The sequence below is a fragment of the Bradyrhizobium hipponense genome, from assembly GCF_008123965.1.
Lineage (GTDB): Bacteria > Pseudomonadota > Alphaproteobacteria > Rhizobiales > Xanthobacteraceae > Bradyrhizobium > Bradyrhizobium hipponense.
In genome coordinates, this window is sequence record NZ_VSTH01000021.1 from 51,590 (window position 1) to 72,845 (window position 21,256).

Consider the following 21,256-nt stretch of genomic DNA (forward strand, 5'->3'; position numbering starts at 1 on the left):
CCTAACGTCTTCGCCATCGGGAAACTTGCCCAAGAGAGAAGGCGATTTGCTCGACAGCGCACGGACGCCAAGTTTTTGATTTTGCAGGCGCGAATTCGGCTGCTTCCATATCGCACCGCGCCGCCATCGACAGTCAGGTTCCCCTTGACGGCCGTGCAACTAAGGCGGAGGATTAAGTTTCAAGGGTGGCAATGGAACGATGCTGCTTGTTCCAAAAGACCGCCTGAATTTGAGGTAAACGTCACGCAATCATGGCTGAGCGCTTCGGCAGCGCTGGTCGCGATTCGCGTCGAATCTCCGGATCAATGCAGTGGCTGGATTAATGTCCGACACAATTCACACGCTCTCGACGACAGGGTTGACGCCGAAGCGGCAGATCCAGAGCTGGATCGATGGCTTGACGAGCCTGTGCGGATATTTCGACGTCGATCCGCTCGAGGCATCTTCGCTCGAAGGCCGCATCGACTACACCACCGTCTCGCGTCTGAAGCTCTGCCAGATCGAGGTCAGCCAGCATCGCATCGCGCACACGCTGGCGCGCGCCAAGGGCAACGAGCACCCCTACATCAAGATCCACTTCCAGACCTACGGCGTGTCCTATTTCGAGCAGGAGGGCCGCCACATCGAGATCAACCCGGGAGACATCATCGCCTACGACGTCTCCTGTCCGCATTCGATCATCAGTCCCGCCTTCACGCGCCACGACGTGGTGATCGTGCCGAAGGCGTTGCTTCGGGACCGCGGATTCCCGTCGCAGCGAATGCCGGCCTGCAAGCTGTCGTCGCGCACCGGGACGGGGCGGATCGCCCATGATTTCGTCCATGCCACGTTCGACGAAGCGGCGAAGCTGTCGGCGAACAGCGCGGTCGGCGTCGCCGACTCGCTGATCGATCTGCTGCTGTTGCCGCTGCGCGAAGCCGACACGATGCTGGACCGCGTCGGGCCGGAGGCGATGTATGTGCGTGCCCAATTTTTCATTCGTGAGCACCTGCGCGATCCGGATCTGTGCATCGACCAGATTTCCAGCGAACTCGGCTGCTCAAAGCGCTATCTGCACATGCTGTTCTCCGAGCGCGGCACCACGGTGAGCGATTACATCTGGCAGGCGCGCCTTCAGAATTGCCGCCAGGAGCTCGAGGCCCACGCCGGCAAGACCATCACCGACGTCGCGTTCTCCTGGGGCTTCTCCAGCTCATCGCATTTCAGCCGCGTGTTCCGGAAATATTTCGGCGTGGTGCCGTCCTCGATCCACAAGGGGCAGCAGGCTGCCGCGAGTGCGGACGGCCATTAGGCAATCATCGCACGGCGTTTCGTCATGGACGCCGGTTGTGGTTTGCGCGCGCTTCCCTCACGTCGTTGTGACGACATAGGGAATACTGGCCAGGAGAGCGGCAACCAGCGCCGCGTTGCACAGCATCCCGCCCCAATGCAACCGGCGAAGCCGACGCACGGCGTCGGCATCGCCCGCATCCCTGGCGTTGAGCTGGTCATCCATCCGTCGCATGAACCAGCCGCGTCCCCAAATCGCGAAAGCTGCAATCAGGCCGACGCCTGCCCCGAAAAGCGGTCGACCGGCCACCATGAAAGCCACTGCCCCGATGACGCCGGCAACGCTCATGATTCGGAAATGGACATTGAACATCCCGCGCAACAGCTGAGTGACAGGCTGGATATCGAGCTTCACGAGCAGGAAGGCGGGCGAGGCCAGCAAGAAATAGCCCATCGGAAAGAGCAGGATGATCATGACGGCTACGGCAATGCCATCCGATGTCATGCGATTGGCCTTTCTCCTCCGCGCCGACGAGATCTTCCGGCAGCTTCGCGCAATCATAGCGGGAGAATAGATTCTCCTGCACTAGGCTTTGGTCGGACACTGGGCCGCGAGGGGATGGCTGGCGCCATGCCGAAAGTTCAGGCCGGTTCGGGGCCAACAAACCGCGCGCTATTGAGATTCAGCAGGGCCGTTTCGCGCAAGACGAAATAAGGCAGCGACCATCGGGCCGACGACGATCAGCGCGCGCAGCAGCTCGCCGGTCTTGATTTCCCGGGAGAGCAGATCGCGCAGGCTTGTGGTGGACGGGATGGCCGGCGCCGCAAGCCACATCCTCCGTCATTCCGGGAAGCGTGCGCAGCACCCGGGACCGGAATCCATCGGGCCGCATGTTCTGCGGTGGATGGATTCCGGGTTCGCCCTTCGGGTGCCCCGGAATGACCAATAGAATCACCGTTGAATAATCTGCTTCCAGACGTCGCCGAGGATCGCGGGTTCGCGCGGCGGCAGATAGGTCAGCCCCGCCTGTTTGCCGAATTCGGCGATCTTACCCTCGGCAGCAAGCCCGGTCAGCGCCTTGTTGACGGCGTCGACCAGGGCAGGCGCGCTCGCAAGCGCGACATAACCGCGATTGGCGCCGATTGGATAGTAGTAGCCTGTGGTCGTGATCGCGGTGTCGGGATGCGCGGCACGATAGGCGTCGAAGCGGCCGAGGTCGATCAGCGTTGCGTCATATTCGCCGCGCTCGAGCGCCCCGAGCAGGTCGCTGCGGCCGGGCACGAGATGCGTGATGCCATCGATCAGGTGCCCCTTGTCGAACCTCATCAAAATGGCGTCGCCTAGCGATCCGCTCTCGATCGCGAGGCGAAGTCCGGCAAGATCGCCGATGTCGCCGATCTTTCGGCCGGCTGCCTTCGGCCCGAGCACGACCGTCATTGGCGAATAGACGTAGGGCTGGCTCGGCGCGAGCACGCCGAGCGCGACGCGGCGGCGCCGGTCCTCGCGCGTGGCGCCGGCGAAATCCGGCAGCCGGGCCGTCTTCATGCCGGGGACCACCAGCGAATCCTGCGTCAGTGCGTAGCCGCCCACGAGCGCGCAACGCCCGTCGGAAAGCAGTGCGTTGGCCTCGAGTTGCGGGCTCGAATCCTCATCCAGCTTGCTCTCGAACCACTGAATGGCCAGCGGCCGTCCTAGCCGCTCCGCGATCGCCTGCGCCAGCAGCGCGTCGAAACCGGAGTCCGGCTTGCCGCGATGATGCACCGAGAGCGGCGGCCGGTTCTCATCGAGACAAATCCTTAAGGGATCGTCGGCGGCATGAGCGACCGTTGCCGCCGCGACGAGGATTGCGGCGACGCTCCGGGCGGTGCGCCAGGCCGTCATGGCTTCCTCCGGCTCGAGATGAAGGCCCAGAGATCCCCGATCTCGTCGTCGCTGAGAATGTCGGCCCAAGGGGGCATCTTGTTGTTCTTGCCGTTCTTCACCGTGGTGACGAAGCGCGTCTTATCATCGGGGAAGGCGCGCAGATCCGGCGTGATGGTGCCGGAATTCATCATGTTGGGGCCGTGGCAGTGCGAGCATTTCGAAGCATAGGTCGACTTGCCGTGGTCGATCTGCGCTTGCACGGGATTGCCAGTTGAATCATCCGCGGCACGAACGGTCGCCGCAAGCGCGACCGTCAGCACCGCGACGGCGGCGATCTTCGCCGCCGTCTTGTAAGACACCTCTCTCAGCACGTCTTGCCTGTGGCTACTGCTTGACCGCAAAGACCCACAGCGAGCCGCCCGCCGGCACCGTGGCAAGCTGCTCGTCACCGGAGAAGATCGAGTAGACGCCGCCATACCCACTCGTAACGGCGACATACTGCACGCCGTCCTGTTGCCAGGTCACCGGTTGTCCCTCGATGCCCGAGCCGGTCTGGAATTGCCAGAGCTTCTTGCCGCTGTCGGCGTCGAAGGCCTCGAACTCGCCGGTCAGCGCGCCCGTGAACACGACTCCGCCCGCGGTCGACAGCACGCCGGAGAACCTCGGGATGTCGGTTGGCGCTTCCCATTTGGCTTTGCCCGTGAGCGGATCAATGGCCTTGAGATGACCGCGGGGACCATTGGGCCAGTCCCAAAGGTCGGTCAGGTCCATGCCGAGATACCATTCGCCGGCCTTGTACGTCACCGGCTCCGTCTTGTAGTGCCCGCCGAATGCAAGGGTGTTGGCGTAGGCGAGCCCGGTTTGCGGATTGAAGGACATCGGCTCCCAGTTCTTGCCGCCGAGCAGCGAGGGATAGACGACGACCTTCTTGCCCTCGCGCGCGTCCTTGCTGACGTCGGTCTCGACGGGACGGCCGGTCTTCATGTCGATGCTGGTGGCCCAGTTGACCTTCACATACGGATTGGCCGCGAGCAGCTTGCCGTTGGTGCGGTCGAGCACGTAGAAGAAGCCGTTGCGGTTGGCATCCATCAAGACCTTGGTCGGCTTGCCCTCGACATTGATGTCGGCGAGGACCATCTCGGCAACGGCGTCATAGTCGAACGGATTGTTCGGCGAGAACTGGTAGTGCCATTTGATCTTGCCGGTCTTGGGATCCATCGCCAGCACGGAGCAGGTGTAGAGGTTATCGCCCGGACGCACCGCCGAATTGAACGGGCCCGGATTGCCGATGCCCCAATAGACCGTGTTCAGCTCGGGATCATAAGAACCCGTGATCCAGGTCGAGCCGCCGCCGAGCTTCCAGGTGTCGCCCTTCCAGGTGTCGCCGCCGGGCTCCTCCGGCGACGGGACCGAATGAGTGCGCCACAGGTGCTTGCCTGTTGCCGGATCCCAGCCGTCGATGAAGCCACGGGTGCCGAACTCGGCGCCGGAAATACCGGTGATGACGACGCCGTCCGCGACCAGCGGCGCCACCGTCATCGAGTAGCCTTCCTTGATGTCGGCCGCCTTCTGCCGCCACAACTCCTTGCCGTCCTTGGCATCGAGCGCAATCACGTTAGCGTCGAGCGTGGTGCGGAACACCTTGCCGTCATAGAGCGCGGCGCCGCGGTTGATGATGCCGCAGCAGATGATGCGCGGCGTCTCGGCGGGATATTCGATCTTGCTCTTCCAGATCTGCTTGCCGGTCTTGGCGTCAACCGCCATGGTTGCGTTGTGCGACGTCACGTAGATCACGCCCTGGTAGACCAGCGGCTGCGATTCCTCGCTGCGATCGTCGTTGAAGCTGTAATTCCAGACCGGGACGAGATTCTTGACCGTGTCCTTGTTGATCTGGTTCAGCGTCGAGAAACGCTGGAGGTTGTACCCCATCCCGTAGTTGAGAACGTTCGATGTATCGGTCGCACCCTTGACCAGTTGCTCGGTGGTCTGGGCGTCTGCACACGTCGATGCAAGCATGACGAGGCTCGCGGCCATCGCAAAGCGTTTCATCCCTTCCTCCCAATATGCGCGCCTATTGACGCTGCGGGAGTAACACTCCGCCGGAAAGCAAAAGCCGTCAATACGAAAGTCGTAAGCGTCATGCCGATATGTTGGACGCCGAATGCCAGTTACCTTACGGAAACCTTACGACCGTGTTTTCGGACTTGCGCCGAGGCGCCGGCGAAATTCCGCGACGCGAAGCAGCGCCGCCCTCGCGTGGCCGGGCGCCGCAGTTGTAGAGCGCGATGATTGCAATTGAATCCGGGATCACTTGCGGACCTATGTCGTCTTGGTCCCGGTCGAATCGGCAAGCGCTATTAGGGTAAGTTTGACGATATCACGTCGCTCCGTTTCGGTGGCGTAATTCGGCACCGAAGTTCGGAACCTCGGGCTGCTCGGCCTGTTCTCTCCGCAATATCCTGCCCGGCACCGGGGCAGCGCGGCGGGACAAGAGGAGATGATGCAGATGAACACGAAACGATCTGTTCTCGCTGCGTGCGCGATTCTGACGTTGAGCACCGGTGTTGCCATCGCGGGCCCATGCAACACTGGTAGCGCCAGCACCGATAAGGATGCCGGCTCCGGTCCGGTCACCGTTGGCTCGGCGCAATCGCAGAGTTCGTCGAGCGAGGCGAGCCAGCATCCGCCGACCAGCACGATGAATCGTGCCAGCGGCGGAGTGGCGGCATCGTCAGAAGATGCGCAGCGGCAGATGCAGAGCCAGCCGACCGCAGCGGATCGGGCGGAAGGTGCGAAGTCCAGTCCGCAAGCTGCGGACAAGGATTGTTAACGCGGCGGCCGCGCGTGAGTCGCGCGTGAGTCGAAATTCTGCGGCGGTGCATCGCACAAGATGCGGCTCTTGCCCGAGAGTGAACATCTCTTGTCCGAGAGAGAAGTGTCGGCATGAGAATTGCGAGAGATGCATTCTCGCCTTCGATTCCAGACTTGCGCTGCACTTGGCGCAGCCCTAGGTTTCGGTCGCGCGATGTCGCGCTCTATCCCTTGGGAGACCCCGAATGGCTTGGAAAGCTCCGAAGATCGTGGAAGTGCCGGTCGGCATGGAAATCAACATGTACGCCTGCGCTTCGCGCAAGTAAGACCACCCGACGACCTGCCGCGGCTTCGATGGCAAACACCGTCGAAGCCGTGGCAGTGTTCGGACCGCTTTCGCCGCCGACATCGCCTTGTGCTCTCGCTAGCGGTCGATGCAAAGCCGCACCGGGTCGGGGCGCACTCTCCCTCCAAAATCTCATCCGCGCTCCGTCCGCAGTATGCTACGTTGACGGCGGTCAGCGTTGCTGCCGCATCAAGGCGGCGCGCGCCTTCGGGATACGGGATGCGCGTCACAGCCTTGAGCTTTTGGATGGTGGTTGCGTGTAGCGTCGCACTTGCCCCGGCTCGCGCCGGCGCGGAAGAGGGCTTTGATACCGAGCACATCTTCGGCTTCATGATCGGCACCGATGTCGGCACTCCCGGCGAGCGTGAACTCCAGAGTGAGACGACCGGGCGCTTCGGCAAGGGCGGCGGGACCTACCGCGCGCTGTCGCAGGAGATCGAGATCGAGGTCGTGCCGCTGCCGAACTTCCGCATCGAGGTCGGCGGCACCACAACCTTGCACGACATCACCGGCGTCCCCGACATTGACGATCGCCGCCAGCTCAACTTCCAGGGTGCCTCGCTCGACCTGCGCTATCGCCTGCTCGATCGCGAGCGCGCGCCGTTCGGACTGACCGTCGCCGCCGAGTTCCATGGTGACCGCATCGATGAGACCTCTGGCGCAAAGGGCCGGATGTACGGCACCGACCTCACGCTCGCCTTCGACCGCGAGCTCATCCCGAATTTCGCCATCGGCGCACTCAACCTGATCTATCAGCCGGAATGGGCGCGCTTCGAGATAGCCGGGCAGTCCGAGAAGAGCTCCACCATCGGCGTGGCTTTTGCCGGCATGGCCCGCGTGCGTCCAAACATCCTGCTCGGCGGCGAGCTGCGTTACTTCCGCCAGTACGAGGGCATCGGTCTTGGCGAATTCGCGGGCCAGGCGCTGTTCGTCGGTCCCACCGCCTATTTCCAGCTGTCCGAACGCTCGCGGCTTACCTTGAGCTGGAGCATGCAGGCCTGGGGCCGCCCGACCGGATCAGCCGCCAATCTCGACCTCGTCAATTTCGAACGCCATCAGGCCAGGTTGGTGTTCGGTGTGAATTTCTAGGTTTGGCCGAACCTGTTGCCGCAAGCGGGAAAAGGAACGGAGACAGTTCCCCATTCCTCACGCCGGTTTGAAACTTCCGCTCGCCTTACACGTAGCCCTTTATGCTAATCTTGATTGCCCCTTGCGCGAGGATGCCGGTATGAACCCGATTGATCTGGTGGTCACTGTGTGCGCGGTGCTCTCGCCTGCGACCTGCGAGGAGCAGCATCTGGTGTTTTCCTATGCAGGGTCGCCGACGCAATGCGCCATGGCCGCGCCGCCATATATTGCGCAATGGATCGGCGAGCACCCGAAGTGGCATGCGGTGCGTTGGCGCTGTGAATACCCGCACCCGAATGACAAAGCGTGATGCGTCGCTGCTACTTGGTGCAATCCTTCAAATCCTTGTCGGCGATCGAAAATACCGCATCGGCCCTGATCTCGATGTCGCGGACGATGCACTGCCGTGAATTGGGATAGCTGACCTTGGCGTCGTAGCGGCCGGGTTCGGCGCCGGTGATCCGCAGCCGCTCGTCGTGGTCGACCTCCTTGTCCTTGTCGTTCAAGGTCTGGTTCGGACCCCAGTCGGTCTTGCCGGCCGGCGAGAGCTGAAACCCCGAGATCGTCTCGGTCGTCAGATTCCAGAGACGGATGCCCTTGCCCTTGCTTTGCGCGGCGGCTTCGCCGGCAAACGCCAGCAACGCGATCAACACCGGACCCCAACGCATCAAATCGTCCTCCCAAGCGGCGCCGTTATTGCTTGATCAGGCGCTCGCCGTTTTTTGCCTTGTCGAAATTCTTGGCGCGGTCAAGACCGATCGGTGCAATCAGCCTGGCGGATGTGAGATCGGCACCCTCGAAATCGGTGTCGATGACGGTCGCCCCGGTCAGATCGGCACCGCCGAGCTGGGCGTTCCTGAGCGAAGCCCCGGTCAGGTCGGCTCCCGTGAGGGAGGCAAACTCGAGATCGACCCGCGACAGGTCGGCGTTGCGCGCGTTCAACCGTGCCAGATTGGCTGATCGCAGCACGGCGCGCATCAACCCCATCGACTGGTTGCGCATATCGGCGCCGAGATGCGCATCCGCGATCGACGCGCCGACCAGACTTGCGCCGCTGAGATCGGCCGCGATGCGCGCACCGGTCAGATCGGCGCCGTCGAGGCGAGCGCGTGCCATCTGCGACGCAAACAGATTGGCCCGCTTCAGGCTCGCGCCTGTCAGATCCGCATCCAGCAGCCATGCCTGATCGAGGATCGCTCCATCAAGCCGGGCACCCGCGAGTTTCGTCTTGTTCAGCCGTGCCGCGCGGAGAATGGCGTCGGTCAGGTCAAGACCACTGAGATCGAGCCCCGACAGCCGCTTGCCGGTCAAATCGGCAGGCGCGCCGGCGCTCGCTTTGGCCAGCATGGCCTCGACCTCCTGCCGGCTCATTTCAGCGGAGACCATGGCGGGTGACGTCAGATCGAGGCCGCGCATCATGTCCTGCGCGCGCGTCGTTGTCGCGAGCAGAGCGAGGCAAAGCGTCGTCAGGGCGAATGTTCGCGTCATCAGCAGACTCCGCTGCGGCTAGTCTAGCACACCTGCCGCACGGCTGCCTATGAGACATCCGGCCCGGCGTCATCGTCGCCCTGTTCACCCTGGACTTGCCGCGCAAGCCCAGCCTTGATCGCTGCAATCGCGGCGTCGCCGCGCGCCTCGCGCGCGATGGCAATGGGCACCTCGGCCAGAATGCGCGCCGGGCGCGGCGACAGGAAGAACAGTCGATCGCCGAGACGCACCGCGTCGTCGATGCTGTGAGTGACGAGCAGCGTCATCACCGGGCGGCTTGCGACCAGCGTCGCGATCTCGTCGCGCAGGCGGCCTGAAAGGGCGTCGTCGAGCGAGGCGAGGGGCTCGTCGAGCACGAGCAGATCGGGCTCGACCGCAAATGCGCGGGCCAGCGCGACGCGGCGGGCAAGCCCCAGCGACAATTCGCCGGGAAAGTGGCTGCGATGCGCCTCCAGCTCCAGGATTCTGAACAGCTCCGACAACTTCGCATCGCTGATATTGGGCGCGGCGAGACGCACGTTCTGCTCGACCGAGCGCCACGGCAACAGCCGCGGCTCCTGGAACACCATCCCAATCCGCGCCTCCGGCGGCCGCGCGACCTGTCCGGCGAAGTCGCGATCGAGCCCGAGGATGATGCGCAGCATCGTGCTCTTGCCGCAGCCGGACGGACCGATCAGCACCCCGACCTCGCCCGATTGAAGCGCAAACTTGATCGGTGCCAGCACCTCGTGCGTTCCGCCCGCGGCACTCCTGAACGTCTTGCCTGTAATACCGACCTCAAGCCGCACGGGGCCGCCACCTGTTTGCATGGGCTTCGAACGGCTGCACCAGTGCTGTCTCGATCACGAGCACGACGGCGGCAAACGTCAGGGAATAGGCGAGCAGCCGCGGTGTGTCGAACAGCTGGAACGCGACCCCGATCTCGAAGCCGACGCCGTTCGGTCGCCCCAAAAGCTCGGCGACCAGCACGATCTTCCACACCAGCGACAGTCCGGAACGTGCGGAGGCAGCGACATAGGGCGCAAGCTGTGGCAGCACGACATGACGGAACGCGCGCCAGCGCGGCATTGCGAACACGCTCGCCATCTCGTCCAGCGAGCGGTCGAGCGCGCGGGTGCCTTCGCGCAAGGTGACAACCGCGGTCGGCAGCTTGTTGATGGCGATCGCCGCGATCGCAGCCGCTTCGGTCAGGCCCGCCCAGATATAGGCGAGCACGATCACCACCAGTGCTGGCAGGTTCAAGAGCAGGATCAGCCAGGGATCGCCGAGCCGATCGGCGAGCTTCACCCGGCCCATCAGATAGCCGATGGCACTGCCGAGCGACATCGCCAGCACGAAGGCGAGCGCGACCCGCGCGAGCGTGGCGCCGAGATGCAGGAACAGTGCGCCGCTCGCGGCTTCCGCGATCATGACGTCGAGCACGGCGGGCGGGGAGGGCAGCTTTGCACCGCCGACGAACAGCGCGGCGGTCCACCAGACGGCGAGGAACAGGGCAAACGAAACCAGACGCAGCACCTCAATCTCCGGGAACTGCGTGATAGAAGGTGCCCGGATCGAGTTCGGCCGCGGGCCCAACCAAATCACGGCCGCCGGTCTCGGCCAGCACGCGGTAGAGCACGCGCGCATCGGCCTCCTCGTCAGCGATGCTCCGCCGCGGAATGCCGTCGCGATAGCGCTCGCGGTAGGTCTTGAGCACGGCCGGATCGGTGGTCCCGGTGAGCGGCGCGATCTTCTCCCAGGCTGCATCTGACGTGACCAGCAGCTGCTTGGCCTTGCGGGTCATCGCAATGAAACGCGCCACCGCCTCGCGATGGCTGGCCGCCCAGCTCTCGTCGAAGACATAGCCGACTGCGGAGACCGCGCCCTTGGCGCCGAGCTTCGGCAAAATGTCCTCGATGCCGGCGAGGCGCCGGAAGCCCTTGGCCTCCAATTGTGCGCAGAAATTCCAGAAGTTGAGGCTCGCATCCATCTCGCCGTCGAGTGCCTTCGCGGCGATCAGGGGCGGCGCGCCATAGGCTATGGTTGCCTCCGACTTCAGGTCGATGCCGTCCTGCTTCATCCGCGCTTGCAGCAGCAGCCAGCTCTTGTCGATCGGGCCGCCGCCGACGCCGAGCTTGCGTCCCTTGAGGTCGGCGAGGGTCTTGATCGGCGACGCCGCCGGCACCATGACCGCACCGAGGGCGCTGGAATAGGGATAGAAGGTCAGCTTGGCGCCGAGCGCGCGCTCGCGCGACACCCAGAGCCAGTCCGACAGCATGATGTTGGCATTGCCGGCGCGCAGCGCGATCTTGCCGGCCTCGGGACTCGCAAGCTCGGTGACCTCGAGCGAGAGGTCGGCCTCCTTGTCGAGCCCATTGGCGCGGATCGTGGCCAGCTCCCAGGAGAATGTTCCGGTCTTCTGCACCGCAAGGCGGATCGCATCCGCAGCACGGCCGGTTGCGACCTGCGTCAGCGCCAGCGTCATCGCGAGCGCCAATGTTCGACCAAGAAGTCTCGTCACCTTGTGAGCCGTTTCCTCGAAGGAGTACTTTTCAGGACAATACGCATAGCATAGCTTTGATCGCAACCAGCGGGAGGACGCGCATGAATCTGGCGGGACAGCTACGACCGATTGTCGCCGCATTGGCGGCGCTGGCGGCGACCGCGTGCGTGGCGCGAGCCGACGAGGTCAATGATTATCCGACCTCGGCGCGTGCCGAATACGTCTATGGCTGCATGAAAGCCAATGGCGAGAGCCGGCAGTCGATCGAGCAATGTTCCTGCTCGATCGACGTGGTGGCCTCGATCGTCCCCTATGAGCGCTACGTCACCGCGGAAACCGCGCTCAGCATGTCCCAGGTGCGCGGCAATCTCGGCACGCAGTTTCGCACCTCGGAGCAGGCGAACTCGGCAGTGAATGATCTCAGGCGCGCGCAGGCGGAAGCCGAGGTGAGGTGCTTCTAGCCATCGACGTTAGCCGGACGCGCGAACGGTGCTGTCCCTTCTCCCCTTGTGGGAGAAGGTGGCGCGAAGCGCCGGATGAGGGGTCGCTTCCGCAAACTCAACCGTGAGAGAAGCACGTGGATAGAACCCCTCACCCGTCTCGCCGCTACGCGGCGATCCACCCTCTCCCACAAGGGGAGAGGGAAATTCAGCGCGAGGGTCACTACGTCCCCGGCTTCTCCACGTCCCACTCGTTGCGGAACACATGTCCGTCCGTATCCTTGGCTTCCGCGCGGAAACGCTTGGCGCCGTTGGAGACATAGGTGAAGCGCAGATTAGGATCTTCCGAGATCGAGATGCCGCCCTCCATCCCGAGTACAAGGCTGTCGTCCTGCGTCAGCTTGAGCTGGTTGACGAAGAAGGCCGGGATATAGAGCTGCGTGACCTGGTCCATCTGAAGGCCGGAATTGTTAGGATGGCCGATCATGATCTGCGCTTCGCGGATGTGGCTGGCCGGCGCAGCCTCACGCGCGAACTGCCGATAGCGCATCTGGCCGAGCCGGCTCGTGGCTTCCTCGGCGTTCTTCCCCGCCGGAGCGGAGCAGCCGCCGGATGCCTTCACATAGGTCTTGGCGACGTAGAGCTGGCCGTCGCTGAGCTCTGCCACGGCGTGGACGTCGGTGTAGTTGTTGACGCGCACGCGGGTTGAGATTTCCGTGACGTTGGCGTCCGGCCCAAGCTCGAACTTCGCCGCCATCGGCGCCGGGTTGCGGTCGATCACCAGCGTGATCGCGCGGATGCGGCGGCTATCGCCGGGCGACAGCTTGCTGTGCAAGGTCACGGGCACGATCGCGGCATCCTCGGCGCGATACGGCATGTCGATGCCGATGACGTCGGAGCCGTCCTGCATCGGACGGTTGTTGAAGATGTCCTGTACCAGGCCCGGCCAGGGATCATAGGCCTCCTCAGCGCGCACAGGGGCAGCGAATGCCAAGCCGAGCAGCGCGGCGACAAGAGTCAGGCGGATGTTATGCCCCATCATGATCATGGTCCCGCGCGAACGAAGCAGTTAGCCAGCTGATCTCAAGATCAAGCGTAGCGCGTCCGCTACTCCCATTCAATTTCTGAAAATGCTGCGGTTGCGTTGCGGGCGTTGTAGTCGTCGAACAGCTCCCAATGCGCCCGTTCCGAGCCGGCTGCCTTGTCCGCGACGGTCCGGATCGGCTCGCCCTTCCTATTGAGCGCGCGGACGTCGGACAGCAGCGTCGAAAGGTAACGGCGTTCATCGGCCAACGCCGCTGGCCAGTCGGTCACGGGGCCGTGACCGGGGACAACGCGGACCGCCGGAACGGTCTCAAGCTCTTGGAGCAAGGCAAGCCAGCCGCGAATGCTGCCATCCATGACCGGAATGTGGCGGAGAAAGACGAGGTCGCCTGCGAACAGGGTTTTGGTCGTCTCGTCGAGCACAGTGAGATCGTTGTCGCTGTGTGCAGCGGGCCAGGCCCGCAAGGTCAGGCGGCGCAATCCGAGATCGAGCGTCAGCGTATCCGTGACGAGCAGCGTGGGCGGCACGATCTTGACCGGGGAGATCAATTCATCGCCCATGATCCGCCTGAAATTGTCGAGATAATACGGCCCGCGCGTCGTCAGCGCCTGCGGCAGCTTGCTGTGACCGACGAATCTGGTTCCCTCCGCGACAAAGGCCCCGTTGCCGAAGACATGGTCGGGATGGCCATGGGTGTTGATGACGTATCGGATCGGCTTTTTGGTACGGACTCGCACCGCCGCGAGCAGCGCCTCGCCTTCACGGACGCTGCCGCCGGTATCGATCACGGCCACCGCATCCTCGCCGATGATGAAACCTACATTGGCGATGGTCCCCTCATTCTCGCGCGTCATCAGGGCAATGGTCCCAGAGTGTACGAATATTCCCGGCGCGACTTCGCTTACAGGCAATTCGGCCGGTTCGGCACGTGCTAGCGTCGCGAGTCCCAGCAGGGCCAAGGCTGCGATCATTGAAGTGATGTGGGACAATTTGCCGCCTCAGTTCAAAGGGTTTGCCGCATTGCACTGCAGCAAAGTCAAACCAACACAAAGTTGGCGAAACATGGTGCGTCCGTGCGTTGCATGGATAGCATTCGAACAGAATGAGGAGGAAGCGCGATGATGGAGGCCGGACGACATCGTCGCTGGTTATTTTCGCTGTGTGTCATGGCGGCGTCTTGCGCGATCGGCGACGTTGCCGTCGCGCAAACGAGCGACAGTGGCGACCTCTCGTTCGAGCTGGTCGACCCGAAAGTGCTGCGCGTCTGCTCCGATCCGCGCAACTTGCCGTTCTCGAACGAAAAGGGCGAAGGGTTCGAGAACAAGCTCGCCGAGCTGTTTGCGGACAAGCTGCAGAAGAAGCTCGACTACGTGTTCTTCCCGCAAGCCACGGGCTTCGTAAGGATGACGCTGGGCGCACATCGTTGCGACGTCATCATGGGTTATCCGCAAGGCGACGATCTCGTGCAGGGTACCAATCCCTATTATCGAACGTCGTACGCGCTGGTCGCCAAAACGGGCAGCGGCCTCGAAGAGGTCGACACGCTCGAAGACGCGCGGCTGAAGGGTAAGCATGTCGGCATCGTCGCCGGCACGCCGCCGGCGACCAACATGGCGATCGCCGGCCTGATGGGGGATGCAAAGCCTTATCCCTTAATGATCGACACCCGCTTCGACAATTCGGCGCAGGCGATGATCGACGATCTCACCGCCGGCAAGATCGACGCCGGCGTGCTGTGGGGGCCGATGGCCGGATTCTATGCGAAAAAGGCCGGCTCGCTCCATGTCACGCCGCTGGTGAAAGAAACCGCCGGACCAAAACTGGCCTATCGCATCGGTATGGGCGTGCGCGCCGCCGACCAGAACTGGAAGCGGCAGCTCAACAAGCTGATCCAGGAGAACCAGGGCGAGATCAATAAAATTCTGCTCGACTTCGGCGTGCCCCTGCTGGACGAGAGCGACCGGCCGCTCGGCGCGGAGACGGCCAAGAAGGCGCCATGAGGCGGCACGTTGCCGCTGCGTTTGTCGCCGCCGCGATCGCGGCACCGGTACTTGCGCAGCAGCAGGAGCCGTTCGAACCCGAGGGTTATCGCACCGACAATTATCGCGCCCCGGTACCGGCGACGCTTGCAGGCGCGCGCGTGCTCACCACAGCGGAAGCCGAGGCGATCTGGCGGACGAAGACTGGGGCCTTCATCGATGTGATGCCGCGTCCGCCGAAGCCGAAGAACCTTCCCGCAGGTACTGTCTGGCGCGAGGCGCCGCGCAAGAACATTCCCGGCAGCATCTGGCTTCCGGATACCGGTTACGGCGCATTACCGCCTGCCATGGACGATTATTTTCGCGACGGCCTTGCGCGAGCCTCGCGCGGCGACCAGGCGGCGCTGCTCGTGATCTATTGCCTGGCCGACTGCTGGATGTCCTGGAATGCCGCCAAGCACGCGTTGGCCGACGGCTATTCCAACGTCGCCTGGTATCCCGACGGCACCGACGGCTGGGAACACGCCAAGCTTCCGACCGAAGCGGCGCAGTCGGAGCCGCGGCCGGAGCAGTAACAGCTCGCATCACCCGCGCGATCACGGTGTCAGACAGAGACGCACATCCTTCCTCCTCGCCATTGCGAGCGCGGCGAAGCAATCCAGAGTCCCTCCGCGGAAAGATTCTGCTCGCAATGACGATGTGGGCGAAGCTTCGCGTATGTCGACTGGACGGACTCGCGGAAGCTCCCCCTCACCGGAATTCAAGCTGCGCTCGAATTCCGACCTCTCCCCGCAAGCGGGGTGAGGTGCAGACCCAACTACTGCTTCTGCAGCTTCGTCAGCGTCCCCGTGCCGTTGGTGTCGGTCGCAGCGTAATTCACCCTGTCACCGGCATGGACGGTATCGAGCATCGCGGCGTCCTTGGCCTTGTACTCCTGGAGCGCGCCAGCGCCGCCGGCGCTGCCGCCGACCGTTCCCTTCTGCGTCTGCTGGATCGAGATCGTGCCGTTCAGCCGGTCGATCTTGGTGACCATTCCGGTCATGTCGTCAGCGAAAGCGCTGGATGCGAGCATGCCAATGACCGCAGCGCCTGCGAAGATGAATTTGGTTGTTCCCATCGAGGCCTCCCGGCGTTCGAACATCAGGTCGACAAGACATTCTAGATCGATTTGGTTCCGGGAGATAGCGAAGCAAAACGGTTAACGATCGCTGCGATCCCATCGCGGAACTATTTTGTAAGCCGTCAGCGAGGTTGACGCTATTCCAGCTCTTGCTGGATCACGCGGCCAAGCGCGAACAGGCGCTGGTCGATCGCGGTCGGAACCTCGCAGACGAAACGCACAACCTTGTGGCGGTCCTCGAAAATGCGGGTCTTCCAGATCAGATCGTTGTTGAGCGCCTCGACCTTGGCTTCGTCGCGCGGCGTCGCGCTTTGAAGCGCCTGGAGCTGAACCGCCTCCTCGCGGATCTTGTCGGCGGCCTCGCGCTGCTTGCGGCTGACCCGTTCGAGGCCGCTCATCACCTGGGAGCGCTGGGCGTTAAGCGTATCGAACAAACCGGCGAATAGCAGCTTTGCATTCGCTGTCTTGTCGGCTGCGGAGCCCGCCAGGAATTCCTTGACCGACCTCTCGGCCTCGTCCAACGGCGTCTTCCGGGCCGACAATTTTGCGACCAGCGCGCTGACCTTCGCATCGTCCTTCCACTTGCTCTGGACGTCGTCGACCGGCGGCCCGGCCCACACGGCGGCGAGCGAAATATCGGGAACCTTGGCTTGGGTGCAGGGCCAGTCGGGATAGCGCGGATCGGCCGCGCGCGCGGCGGTGCCCGCGATTGCGAGCGCCACGGCGGCCATGGTCACCATCCGGAACATCATCCTTCGCCTCCCGCGGGCCCGCGTCGCGTCAGCCCGCGCGAAGGATCATAAGCGATAATCGCCCCGATCATGAAGACGATTGTGCAGGTCGCAACCACGGCCAGCGAGACCCAGTTGATCTGTCCGTACAGCGCGAAGCGGATCAGCTCGACCGCGTGGGTGAACGGATTGGCTTCGCAGACATAGTAGAGATAGGGGCTGCCCTCCTGCACCCGCCACAGCGGGTAGAGCGCGGAGGAGGCGAAGAACATCGGGAAGATCACGAAATTCATCACGCCAGCAAAATTCTCCAGCTGCTTGATGCCGGAGGAGATCAGCATGCCGAGCGAGCCCAGCATCAATCCGGACAGGATCAGCGCCGGCAGCACCGTGAGATAGCCGACCGGAGGAGGGGTGATATCCCAGAACCAGGCGATTAGGAGGAACGCATAGACCTGGAGCAGCGACACCGCGGTGCCCGCGAGCAGCTTGCAGAACAGCAGGAACCCGCGCGGCAGCGGGCTCACCAGCAGCGTACGCATATTTCCCATCTCGCGGTCATAGACCATCGACAGCGAGGACTGCATGCCGTTGAAGAGCTGGATCATCGCCATCAGCCCGGGCGCGATAAAGACCTCATAGAGGATGTAGGTCTCGTACGGCGGGATGATGGAAATGCCGAGCACCTGCCGGAAGCCGGCGGCGAAGATGAACAGCCACACCAGGGGGCGCACCAGCGCCGAGACGAAGCGCTCGCGCTGATGCAGGAAACGCAGTCCCTCGCGCCAGACGATGCCGGTGAGACAGGTCATGTACTCGGCGAACGAGAAGCCGCGTGGCGTGTCGTGGGCAGTGATGGTGCTCATGCGCCGCCCCCCGGCATCACTTGCGCGCCGGTCAGGCGCATGAAGGCGGTGTTGACGTCCTGCGCTCCGGCATCAGTGATGACGCGGCCGACGGGACCCTTTGCCAGCACCTTGCCCTGGTGCAGCACGACGAGATCGTCGCCGGGCGCAATCTCATCGAACAGATGCGTCGCCCAGAGCACGCCGATGCCTTGTTCTGTGACGAGCTGGCGGACATGGCTGATGATGTCGGCGCGCGCCTTGACGTCGAGGCCCACGGTCGGCTCGTCCAGCAGCAACAGCCGCGGCCGGTGCAGCAGCGCGCGCGCGATTTCCAGCCGCCGCATCTGTCCGCCGGAGAGATCGCGCACCTTGCTGCCGGCGCGCTCGGCAAGGCGGATGCGATCGAGCAGTTCGGCGGCGCGCGCCGCGGCATCGCGGCGGCCGATGCCGTGGAGGGCCGCGTGATAGAGCAGGTTCTGCGTCAGCGACAGATCGAGATCGAGCGTACGCGGCTGGAACACGACGCCGAGCAGCCGCAGCGCCTCGCCGGGCATGCTGCTGACGTCATGACCGAAAATGCCGACATGGCCGGACTGGATGCCGAACAGCCGCGTAATCAGCGAAAACAGCGTGCTCTTGCCGGCGCCATTGAGACCGAGCAGTGCAGTGAAGCTCGCCGGAGCGACGTTGAAGGAGACATCGCTCAGCGCCCGGCGCGGGCCATAGGCATGGCTGACCCCATCGATCGACAGCGCCGGCACGGCAGCCGGATCAGGCTTTGGCGCAGAGTCGCGTGTCTCGGCTATGGGGGCGGGACTGGTCATGGCGCGATCGTGACGCCCCAGGGCAGTTCGCCCACCTGAATGGTCTTGATCACTTTTTGCGCGGCGACGTCGATCACGGAGACATCGTTGGACACGCCGTTGGTGGTGAGCAGGTATTTTTCGTCCGGCGTGAACGCCATGTGCCAGACCCGTTGTCCGACCAAGAGATATTTCGTCACCTTGCGCGTGGCGGTGTCGACCACGGCGACGCGGTTGGCGGGTCCAAGCGCGATGAAGGCGGTTTTGTCGTCCTTGGTCATGCCGATGCCGACCGGCTGGATCGCCTCTTTCCGCAGGCCCGGGATCTCGAACGTGACCTTGCCGGTCACCTCGTGCTTTTTGGGATCAATGATCGACACGGTGCCGCCGATCTCGGAGGATACCCACAATTCGGAGCTGTCGTGCCTGAATTCGGCAAAGCGCGGCCGCGCGTCGACCAGCACGTTGGCGACGATCTGGCGCGAGTCCGTATCGATGAAATGCGCCATGTTGGTGGTTTCCGAGGTGTTGATCAGCGTCTTGCCGTCGGGGCTGATGGTCATGCCTTCGGGCTCGACGCCGACCTGGATGTCGCCGATGCGGGCGCGCTTCTCCAGGTCGATCACGGTCACCGTATTGTCGTTCTCATTGGCGACGTAGAGGATCTTTCCGGCGGCATCCTGGGCGAATAGTTCAGGATCGGGACCGGAGGGCAGGCTGTCCACTACGCTCTGCGTCTTGGCGTCGATCACCTGGATGGTGTCGTCGTCGCCGACCGCCACCATAACGAACTTGCCGTCGCGGGTGAATTCGATGCCACGCGGGCGCTGGCCGACCTTGATGGTCTTGGTCACCGTCCAGCTCTCGGTGTCGATCACCGAGACCGTGTTGCCCTTCTCGTTCGAGATATAGGCGATGAACGCATGCGCCGGCGCCGCCGCAAGCGCGAGGCCAGACAGCAATCCCACACGCCACAACATCCGCGTTCTCACTTCAGCTTGCATTTGCTCTCCGGGCGATCATATCCGAGCGTATCGAGCTCCGAGACCTGGTGCAAAAAGCCCTCCTGCGGCGACACCGACACCACCATGCGGCCGTCGACCAGCAGGATCGGCTGGCGAAGCTGCAGGTTCCAGTCGCGCAAGGTCAGCTTTGTGCCCTTGAAGGCGGCGACGGAAAAATCCGGCCCCTTGATGAAGTCGCTGACCTTCCTGACGTCGCCGGAGTTGGTGCGCGAGGTCGCTTCGCCGATCATGCGCACCGCGGTCCAGGCCTGCATGTCGAGCGCGGTCATCCGTCGTGAGTTCAGCTTGATGAAGCGGTTCTGCATCTGGATCGCGCCCCATTGGTCCTGCGCCGCGTCCCAGCTGCGCGGCACGAGGCCAGCCGAGCCGGCGACCGGGCGCGGGTCCCAGGTGCGGTAGGGCAGATAGGCTGCGAACACCTCGCTCTCGTCGGCGGCCACCAGCACGTCATAAGCCGGCGCCTGCTGCGTGAACACCGGCATCTGGCGCTGGATCAGCGTCACGCCAGAGTCGGTGCGGCGCGCGCCGCCGGTGTCCTCGAACGTGCGCTCCTGCACGATCTTGGCGCCGAACCGCGTCGCCGCGCGTCGTAGCGCGTCGGCAAACAGCTTGTCCTCGTCATGCGAGCCGACAACGAGCAGCCAGCGCTTCCACTGCTTCCACACCAGATACTGGCCGAGCGCATCCGCCAGCATCGCCCGCGTCGGCGCGGTGTGGACGACATTGGAGCGGCAATCGGCCTCGCGCAGCCGCTCGTCGATCGCGCCGGCGTTGAACAGCAGCGTGCCGCGCTCGCGCAGGCTATCTGCGACCTTCAACAGCGCGTCGGCCGGAAGGTCGGCGATGATGAAGCCGTTGCGCGCGGCAAGGTCGGTCGCAGCCCGCACCGCATCCTCGCCCTCCTTGATCCGGCGTTCTTCCAGCGTAAATCGCTGGTTGAGGAATTTTCCGGTCGTATTGTTGTCCTCGATCGCAAGGCGTGCGCCGGCGAGGCCGTCATTCTCGGCGGGCTGCTCGACCAGCGACAGCGTCGATCTGGTGCCGGCGAGGCCGAGATAGCCGACGCCGATCAGGGCTGGGTCCGCCGCGAGCGCTTGCGTGGCCGCCAGACTCAAGCCGATCAGGCCGACCAACCATCGGATCATGCTTCCTCCGTAGGTCTCCCCGGCTTGACCGCCGATGGAGAATTGTCTCTGCTAAAGCATGACCGATTTAGCCCGGCTTGCAACCCCGCATTTCGTCCTCGCGCGCGCTGGAATCACGATCATGCGAGCGCTGATGACCATCGCGGCTTTATTGTTGACGGCGTCGGCCGCGTTGGCCGATCCGCCGAAGCTTGCGGTGTTCGATTTCGAGCTGATCGACACCAGCCTGCCCGGTGAGTTCTACGGCTCGAAGCCGGAGCTGGAGCGGCTCGATCGCATCAGCGAGCAGCTGCGCAAGCAATTGGCGGAGTCAGGCCGGTTCCAGCTGCTCGATATTGCCCCTGTCAGGGATGCCGCCCGTCACAGCAATCTGCAGGCCTGCGGCAATTGCGATCTCACCTTTGCCGGGCAATTGGGCGCCGAGCTCGAGATCACCGGCATGGTGCAGAAGGTCTCGAACCTGATCATCAACCTCAACATCTACCTGAGCGACGTGAAGACCGGCAACATGATCACGATCGCCAGCGCCGACATGCGCGGCAACACCGACGAATCCTGGTCGCGCACGATGAGCTATCTGGTGCGCAACCGCTTGCTGGCGCCGAATTACGGGAAGCGGGAGTAGGCTTGTTTCGCATCTATTTGCCGCGTCGGCGGCGCACCCTCGCCCCTTGTGGGAGAGGGTGGATTCGATGCGAAGCAACGAAGCCGGGTGAGGGGTTGTCTCCGCGA

The 21,256-nt window shown here is 63.6% G+C and carries 27 protein-coding genes; 9 read left to right on the forward strand and 18 right to left on the reverse strand.

Going from position 1 to position 21,256, the window contains the following annotated elements; genetic code table 11:
- Positions 1-322 precede the first annotated feature (322 nt).
- Entirely contained in the window at positions 323-1,291 is a 969-nt protein-coding gene (locus FXV83_RS07510; protein ID WP_148738555.1) for a helix-turn-helix domain-containing protein, read from the forward strand.
- A gap of 57 nt (positions 1,292-1,348) precedes the next feature.
- Here FXV83_RS07510 and FXV83_RS07515 read toward each other — a convergent pair whose 3' ends face one another.
- The 5 genes from FXV83_RS07515 to FXV83_RS07535 form a co-directional block, all read right to left on the reverse strand.
- Complete coding sequence (locus tag FXV83_RS07515) at positions 1,349-1,774, reverse strand: hypothetical protein (protein WP_148738556.1); 426 nt, start codon at positions 1,772-1,774, stop codon at positions 1,349-1,351.
- A 168-nt stretch (positions 1,775-1,942) separates the two neighbouring features.
- On the reverse strand, positions 1,943-2,104 hold the full coding sequence (locus FXV83_RS07520) for a hypothetical protein (protein WP_235939337.1): 162 nt from the start codon (positions 2,102-2,104) through the stop codon (positions 1,943-1,945).
- 117 nt (positions 2,105-2,221) lie between these two features.
- Positions 2,222-3,151 (reverse strand): substrate-binding periplasmic protein, encoded by a 930-nt coding sequence (locus FXV83_RS07525; protein ID WP_148738557.1) that lies wholly within the window; start codon positions 3,149-3,151, stop codon positions 2,222-2,224.
- Positions 3,148-3,504 carry a c-type cytochrome gene (locus FXV83_RS07530; RefSeq protein ID WP_148738558.1) on the reverse strand — a complete coding sequence of 119 codons (357 nt, stop codon included), beginning with the start codon at positions 3,502-3,504 and terminating at the stop codon, positions 3,148-3,150. Before FXV83_RS07530 ends, FXV83_RS07525 begins: the two co-directional genes overlap by 4 nt.
- A gap of 13 nt (positions 3,505-3,517) precedes the next feature.
- The gene (locus FXV83_RS07535) at positions 3,518-5,182 is read right to left on the reverse strand and encodes a methanol/ethanol family PQQ-dependent dehydrogenase (RefSeq protein WP_148738559.1); all 1,665 of its coding nucleotides are present in this window, start codon (positions 5,180-5,182) and stop codon (positions 3,518-3,520) included.
- A 457-nt stretch (positions 5,183-5,639) separates the two neighbouring features.
- On the opposite strand from FXV83_RS07535, the gene FXV83_RS07540 reads away from it, so the two are divergent.
- From FXV83_RS07540 to FXV83_RS07555, 4 genes are all read left to right on the forward strand, one after another.
- A complete protein-coding gene (locus tag FXV83_RS07540) occupies positions 5,640-5,963 on the forward strand; it encodes a hypothetical protein (RefSeq protein WP_235939338.1) in 324 nt (107 codons plus the stop codon).
- A 226-nt stretch (positions 5,964-6,189) separates the two neighbouring features.
- The gene (pqqA, locus tag FXV83_RS07545; RefSeq protein WP_008562446.1) at positions 6,190-6,270 is read left to right on the forward strand and encodes a pyrroloquinoline quinone precursor peptide PqqA; all 81 of its coding nucleotides are present in this window, start codon (positions 6,190-6,192) and stop codon (positions 6,268-6,270) included.
- Between the two features lie 239 nt (positions 6,271-6,509).
- Complete coding sequence (locus tag FXV83_RS07550; protein WP_148738560.1) at positions 6,510-7,379, forward strand: DUF6662 family protein; 870 nt, start codon at positions 6,510-6,512, stop codon at positions 7,377-7,379.
- Positions 7,380-7,518: 139 nt separating this feature from the next.
- Entirely contained in the window at positions 7,519-7,728 is a 210-nt protein-coding gene (locus FXV83_RS07555; RefSeq protein WP_148738561.1) for a hypothetical protein, read from the forward strand.
- 10 nt (positions 7,729-7,738) lie between these two features.
- On the opposite strand, the gene FXV83_RS07560 is transcribed toward FXV83_RS07555, so the two are convergent.
- From FXV83_RS07560 to FXV83_RS07580, 5 genes are read right to left on the reverse strand one after another with little or no spacing between them, the layout of a single operon-like run.
- Positions 7,739-8,086 carry a hypothetical protein gene (locus FXV83_RS07560; RefSeq protein WP_148738562.1) on the reverse strand — a complete coding sequence of 116 codons (348 nt, stop codon included), beginning with the start codon at positions 8,084-8,086 and terminating at the stop codon, positions 7,739-7,741.
- 25 nt (positions 8,087-8,111) lie between these two features.
- Complete coding sequence (locus FXV83_RS07565; RefSeq protein WP_187435733.1) at positions 8,112-8,906, reverse strand: pentapeptide repeat-containing protein; 795 nt, start codon at positions 8,904-8,906, stop codon at positions 8,112-8,114.
- Between the two features lie 47 nt (positions 8,907-8,953).
- Positions 8,954-9,694, reverse strand: a complete 741-nt coding sequence (locus tag FXV83_RS07570; RefSeq protein WP_187435734.1) for an ABC transporter ATP-binding protein — start codon at positions 9,692-9,694, stop codon at positions 8,954-8,956.
- Positions 9,684-10,421 (reverse strand): ABC transporter permease, encoded by a 738-nt coding sequence (locus tag FXV83_RS07575; protein WP_148738565.1) that lies wholly within the window; start codon positions 10,419-10,421, stop codon positions 9,684-9,686. The genes FXV83_RS07570 and FXV83_RS07575 overlap by 11 nt, the downstream gene beginning before the upstream one ends.
- 1 nt (position 10,422) lies before the next feature.
- Entirely contained in the window at positions 10,423-11,370 is a 948-nt protein-coding gene (locus FXV83_RS07580) for an ABC transporter substrate-binding protein (RefSeq protein ID WP_187435750.1), read from the reverse strand.
- A 119-nt stretch (positions 11,371-11,489) separates the two neighbouring features.
- On the opposite strand from FXV83_RS07580, the gene FXV83_RS07585 reads away from it, so the two are divergent.
- Positions 11,490-11,849, forward strand: a complete 360-nt coding sequence (locus tag FXV83_RS07585) for a hypothetical protein (RefSeq protein WP_148738567.1) — start codon at positions 11,490-11,492, stop codon at positions 11,847-11,849.
- Positions 11,850-12,051: 202 nt separating this feature from the next.
- Here FXV83_RS07585 and FXV83_RS07590 read toward each other — a convergent pair whose 3' ends face one another.
- The gene (locus FXV83_RS07590) at positions 12,052-12,870 is read right to left on the reverse strand and encodes a quinoprotein dehydrogenase-associated SoxYZ-like carrier (protein WP_148738568.1); all 819 of its coding nucleotides are present in this window, start codon (positions 12,868-12,870) and stop codon (positions 12,052-12,054) included.
- Positions 12,871-12,935: 65 nt separating this feature from the next.
- Positions 12,936-13,844 (reverse strand): quinoprotein relay system zinc metallohydrolase 2, encoded by a 909-nt coding sequence (locus tag FXV83_RS07595; RefSeq protein ID WP_430648928.1) that lies wholly within the window; start codon positions 13,842-13,844, stop codon positions 12,936-12,938.
- A gap of 147 nt (positions 13,845-13,991) precedes the next feature.
- Here FXV83_RS07595 and FXV83_RS07600 point away from each other — a divergent pair, with 147 nt between their 5' ends.
- Both FXV83_RS07600 and FXV83_RS07605 read left to right on the forward strand, forming a co-directional pair.
- A complete protein-coding gene (locus FXV83_RS07600; protein WP_148738570.1) occupies positions 13,992-14,873 on the forward strand; it encodes a substrate-binding domain-containing protein in 882 nt (293 codons plus the stop codon).
- Complete coding sequence (locus FXV83_RS07605; RefSeq protein ID WP_148738571.1) at positions 14,870-15,427, forward strand: PQQ-dependent catabolism-associated CXXCW motif protein; 558 nt, start codon at positions 14,870-14,872, stop codon at positions 15,425-15,427. The genes FXV83_RS07600 and FXV83_RS07605 overlap by 4 nt, the downstream gene beginning before the upstream one ends.
- 242 nt (positions 15,428-15,669) lie before the next feature.
- On the opposite strand, the gene FXV83_RS07610 is transcribed toward FXV83_RS07605, so the two are convergent.
- From FXV83_RS07610 to FXV83_RS07635, 6 genes are all read right to left on the reverse strand, one after another.
- Positions 15,670-15,969, reverse strand: a complete 300-nt coding sequence (locus FXV83_RS07610) for a copper-binding protein (RefSeq protein ID WP_148738572.1) — start codon at positions 15,967-15,969, stop codon at positions 15,670-15,672.
- 140 nt (positions 15,970-16,109) lie between these two features.
- Entirely contained in the window at positions 16,110-16,724 is a 615-nt protein-coding gene (locus FXV83_RS07615) for a hypothetical protein (protein ID WP_148738573.1), read from the reverse strand.
- Positions 16,721-17,569, reverse strand: coding sequence for an ABC transporter permease (locus FXV83_RS07620; protein WP_148738574.1), 849 nt, complete (start codon positions 17,567-17,569; stop codon positions 16,721-16,723). The genes FXV83_RS07615 and FXV83_RS07620 overlap by 4 nt, the downstream gene beginning before the upstream one ends.
- Positions 17,566-18,375 carry an ABC transporter ATP-binding protein gene (locus tag FXV83_RS07625; protein WP_148738575.1) on the reverse strand — a complete coding sequence of 270 codons (810 nt, stop codon included), beginning with the start codon at positions 18,373-18,375 and terminating at the stop codon, positions 17,566-17,568. Before FXV83_RS07625 ends, FXV83_RS07620 begins: the two co-directional genes overlap by 4 nt.
- A complete protein-coding gene (locus FXV83_RS07630; protein ID WP_488226260.1) occupies positions 18,372-19,334 on the reverse strand; it encodes a YVTN family beta-propeller repeat protein in 963 nt (320 codons plus the stop codon). The genes FXV83_RS07625 and FXV83_RS07630 overlap by 4 nt, the downstream gene beginning before the upstream one ends.
- An 8-nt stretch (positions 19,335-19,342) precedes the next feature.
- Complete coding sequence (locus tag FXV83_RS07635; RefSeq protein ID WP_148738577.1) at positions 19,343-20,524, reverse strand: ABC transporter substrate-binding protein; 1,182 nt, start codon at positions 20,522-20,524, stop codon at positions 19,343-19,345.
- A gap of 58 nt (positions 20,525-20,582) precedes the next feature.
- Here FXV83_RS07635 and FXV83_RS07640 point away from each other — a divergent pair, with 58 nt between their 5' ends.
- Complete coding sequence (locus FXV83_RS07640) at positions 20,583-21,149, forward strand: DUF3280 domain-containing protein (protein ID WP_148738578.1); 567 nt, start codon at positions 20,583-20,585, stop codon at positions 21,147-21,149.
- Positions 21,150-21,256 lie beyond the last annotated feature (107 nt).

Excerpts from the sequence above, each read along its gene's own strand:
- FXV83_RS07600 (WP_148738570.1), top strand. The coding sequence starts at position 13,992 with ATGATGGAGGCCGGACGACATCGTCGCTGGTTATTTTCGCTGTGTGTC.
- FXV83_RS07520 (WP_235939337.1), bottom strand. The coding sequence starts at position 2,104 with ATGTGGCTTGCGGCGCCGGCCATCCCGTCCACCACAAGCCTGCGCGAT.
- FXV83_RS07565 (WP_187435733.1), bottom strand. The coding sequence starts at position 8,906 with ATGACGCGAACATTCGCCCTGACGACGCTTTGCCTCGCTCTGCTCGCG.
- FXV83_RS07615 (WP_148738573.1), bottom strand. The coding sequence starts at position 16,724 with ATGATGTTCCGGATGGTGACCATGGCCGCCGTGGCGCTCGCAATCGCG.
- FXV83_RS07610 (WP_148738572.1), bottom strand. The coding sequence starts at position 15,969 with ATGGGAACAACCAAATTCATCTTCGCAGGCGCTGCGGTCATTGGCATG.
- FXV83_RS07585 (WP_148738567.1), top strand. The coding sequence starts at position 11,490 with ATGAATCTGGCGGGACAGCTACGACCGATTGTCGCCGCATTGGCGGCG.
- FXV83_RS07605 (WP_148738571.1), top strand. The coding sequence starts at position 14,870 with ATGAGGCGGCACGTTGCCGCTGCGTTTGTCGCCGCCGCGATCGCGGCA.
- FXV83_RS07640 (WP_148738578.1), top strand. The coding sequence starts at position 20,583 with ATGACCGATTTAGCCCGGCTTGCAACCCCGCATTTCGTCCTCGCGCGC.
- FXV83_RS07535 (WP_148738559.1), bottom strand. The coding sequence starts at position 5,182 with ATGAAACGCTTTGCGATGGCCGCGAGCCTCGTCATGCTTGCATCGACG.
- FXV83_RS07525 (WP_148738557.1), bottom strand. The coding sequence starts at position 3,151 with ATGACGGCCTGGCGCACCGCCCGGAGCGTCGCCGCAATCCTCGTCGCG.
- FXV83_RS07635 (WP_148738577.1), bottom strand. The coding sequence starts at position 20,524 with ATGATCCGATGGTTGGTCGGCCTGATCGGCTTGAGTCTGGCGGCCACG.
- FXV83_RS07620 (WP_148738574.1), bottom strand. The coding sequence starts at position 17,569 with ATGAGCACCATCACTGCCCACGACACGCCACGCGGCTTCTCGTTCGCC.
- FXV83_RS07560 (WP_148738562.1), bottom strand. The coding sequence starts at position 8,086 with ATGCGTTGGGGTCCGGTGTTGATCGCGTTGCTGGCGTTTGCCGGCGAA.
- FXV83_RS07590 (WP_148738568.1), bottom strand. The coding sequence starts at position 12,870 with ATGATGGGGCATAACATCCGCCTGACTCTTGTCGCCGCGCTGCTCGGC.
- FXV83_RS07555 (WP_148738561.1), top strand. The coding sequence starts at position 7,519 with ATGAACCCGATTGATCTGGTGGTCACTGTGTGCGCGGTGCTCTCGCCT.
- FXV83_RS07580 (WP_187435750.1), bottom strand. The coding sequence starts at position 11,370 with ATGACGCTGGCGCTGACGCAGGTCGCAACCGGCCGTGCTGCGGATGCG.
- FXV83_RS07625 (WP_148738575.1), bottom strand. The coding sequence starts at position 18,375 with ATGACCAGTCCCGCCCCCATAGCCGAGACACGCGACTCTGCGCCAAAG.
- pqqA (WP_008562446.1), top strand. The coding sequence starts at position 6,190 with ATGGCTTGGAAAGCTCCGAAGATCGTGGAAGTGCCGGTCGGCATGGAA.
- FXV83_RS07595 (WP_430648928.1), bottom strand. The coding sequence starts at position 13,844 with ATGATCGCAGCCTTGGCCCTGCTGGGACTCGCGACGCTAGCACGTGCC.
- FXV83_RS07515 (WP_148738556.1), bottom strand. The coding sequence starts at position 1,774 with ATGACATCGGATGGCATTGCCGTAGCCGTCATGATCATCCTGCTCTTT.
- FXV83_RS07540 (WP_235939338.1), top strand. The coding sequence starts at position 5,640 with ATGAACACGAAACGATCTGTTCTCGCTGCGTGCGCGATTCTGACGTTG.
- FXV83_RS07630 (WP_488226260.1), bottom strand. The coding sequence starts at position 19,334 with ATGTTGTGGCGTGTGGGATTGCTGTCTGGCCTCGCGCTTGCGGCGGCG.
- FXV83_RS07510 (WP_148738555.1), top strand. The coding sequence starts at position 323 with ATGTCCGACACAATTCACACGCTCTCGACGACAGGGTTGACGCCGAAG.
- FXV83_RS07550 (WP_148738560.1), top strand. The coding sequence starts at position 6,510 with ATGCGCGTCACAGCCTTGAGCTTTTGGATGGTGGTTGCGTGTAGCGTC.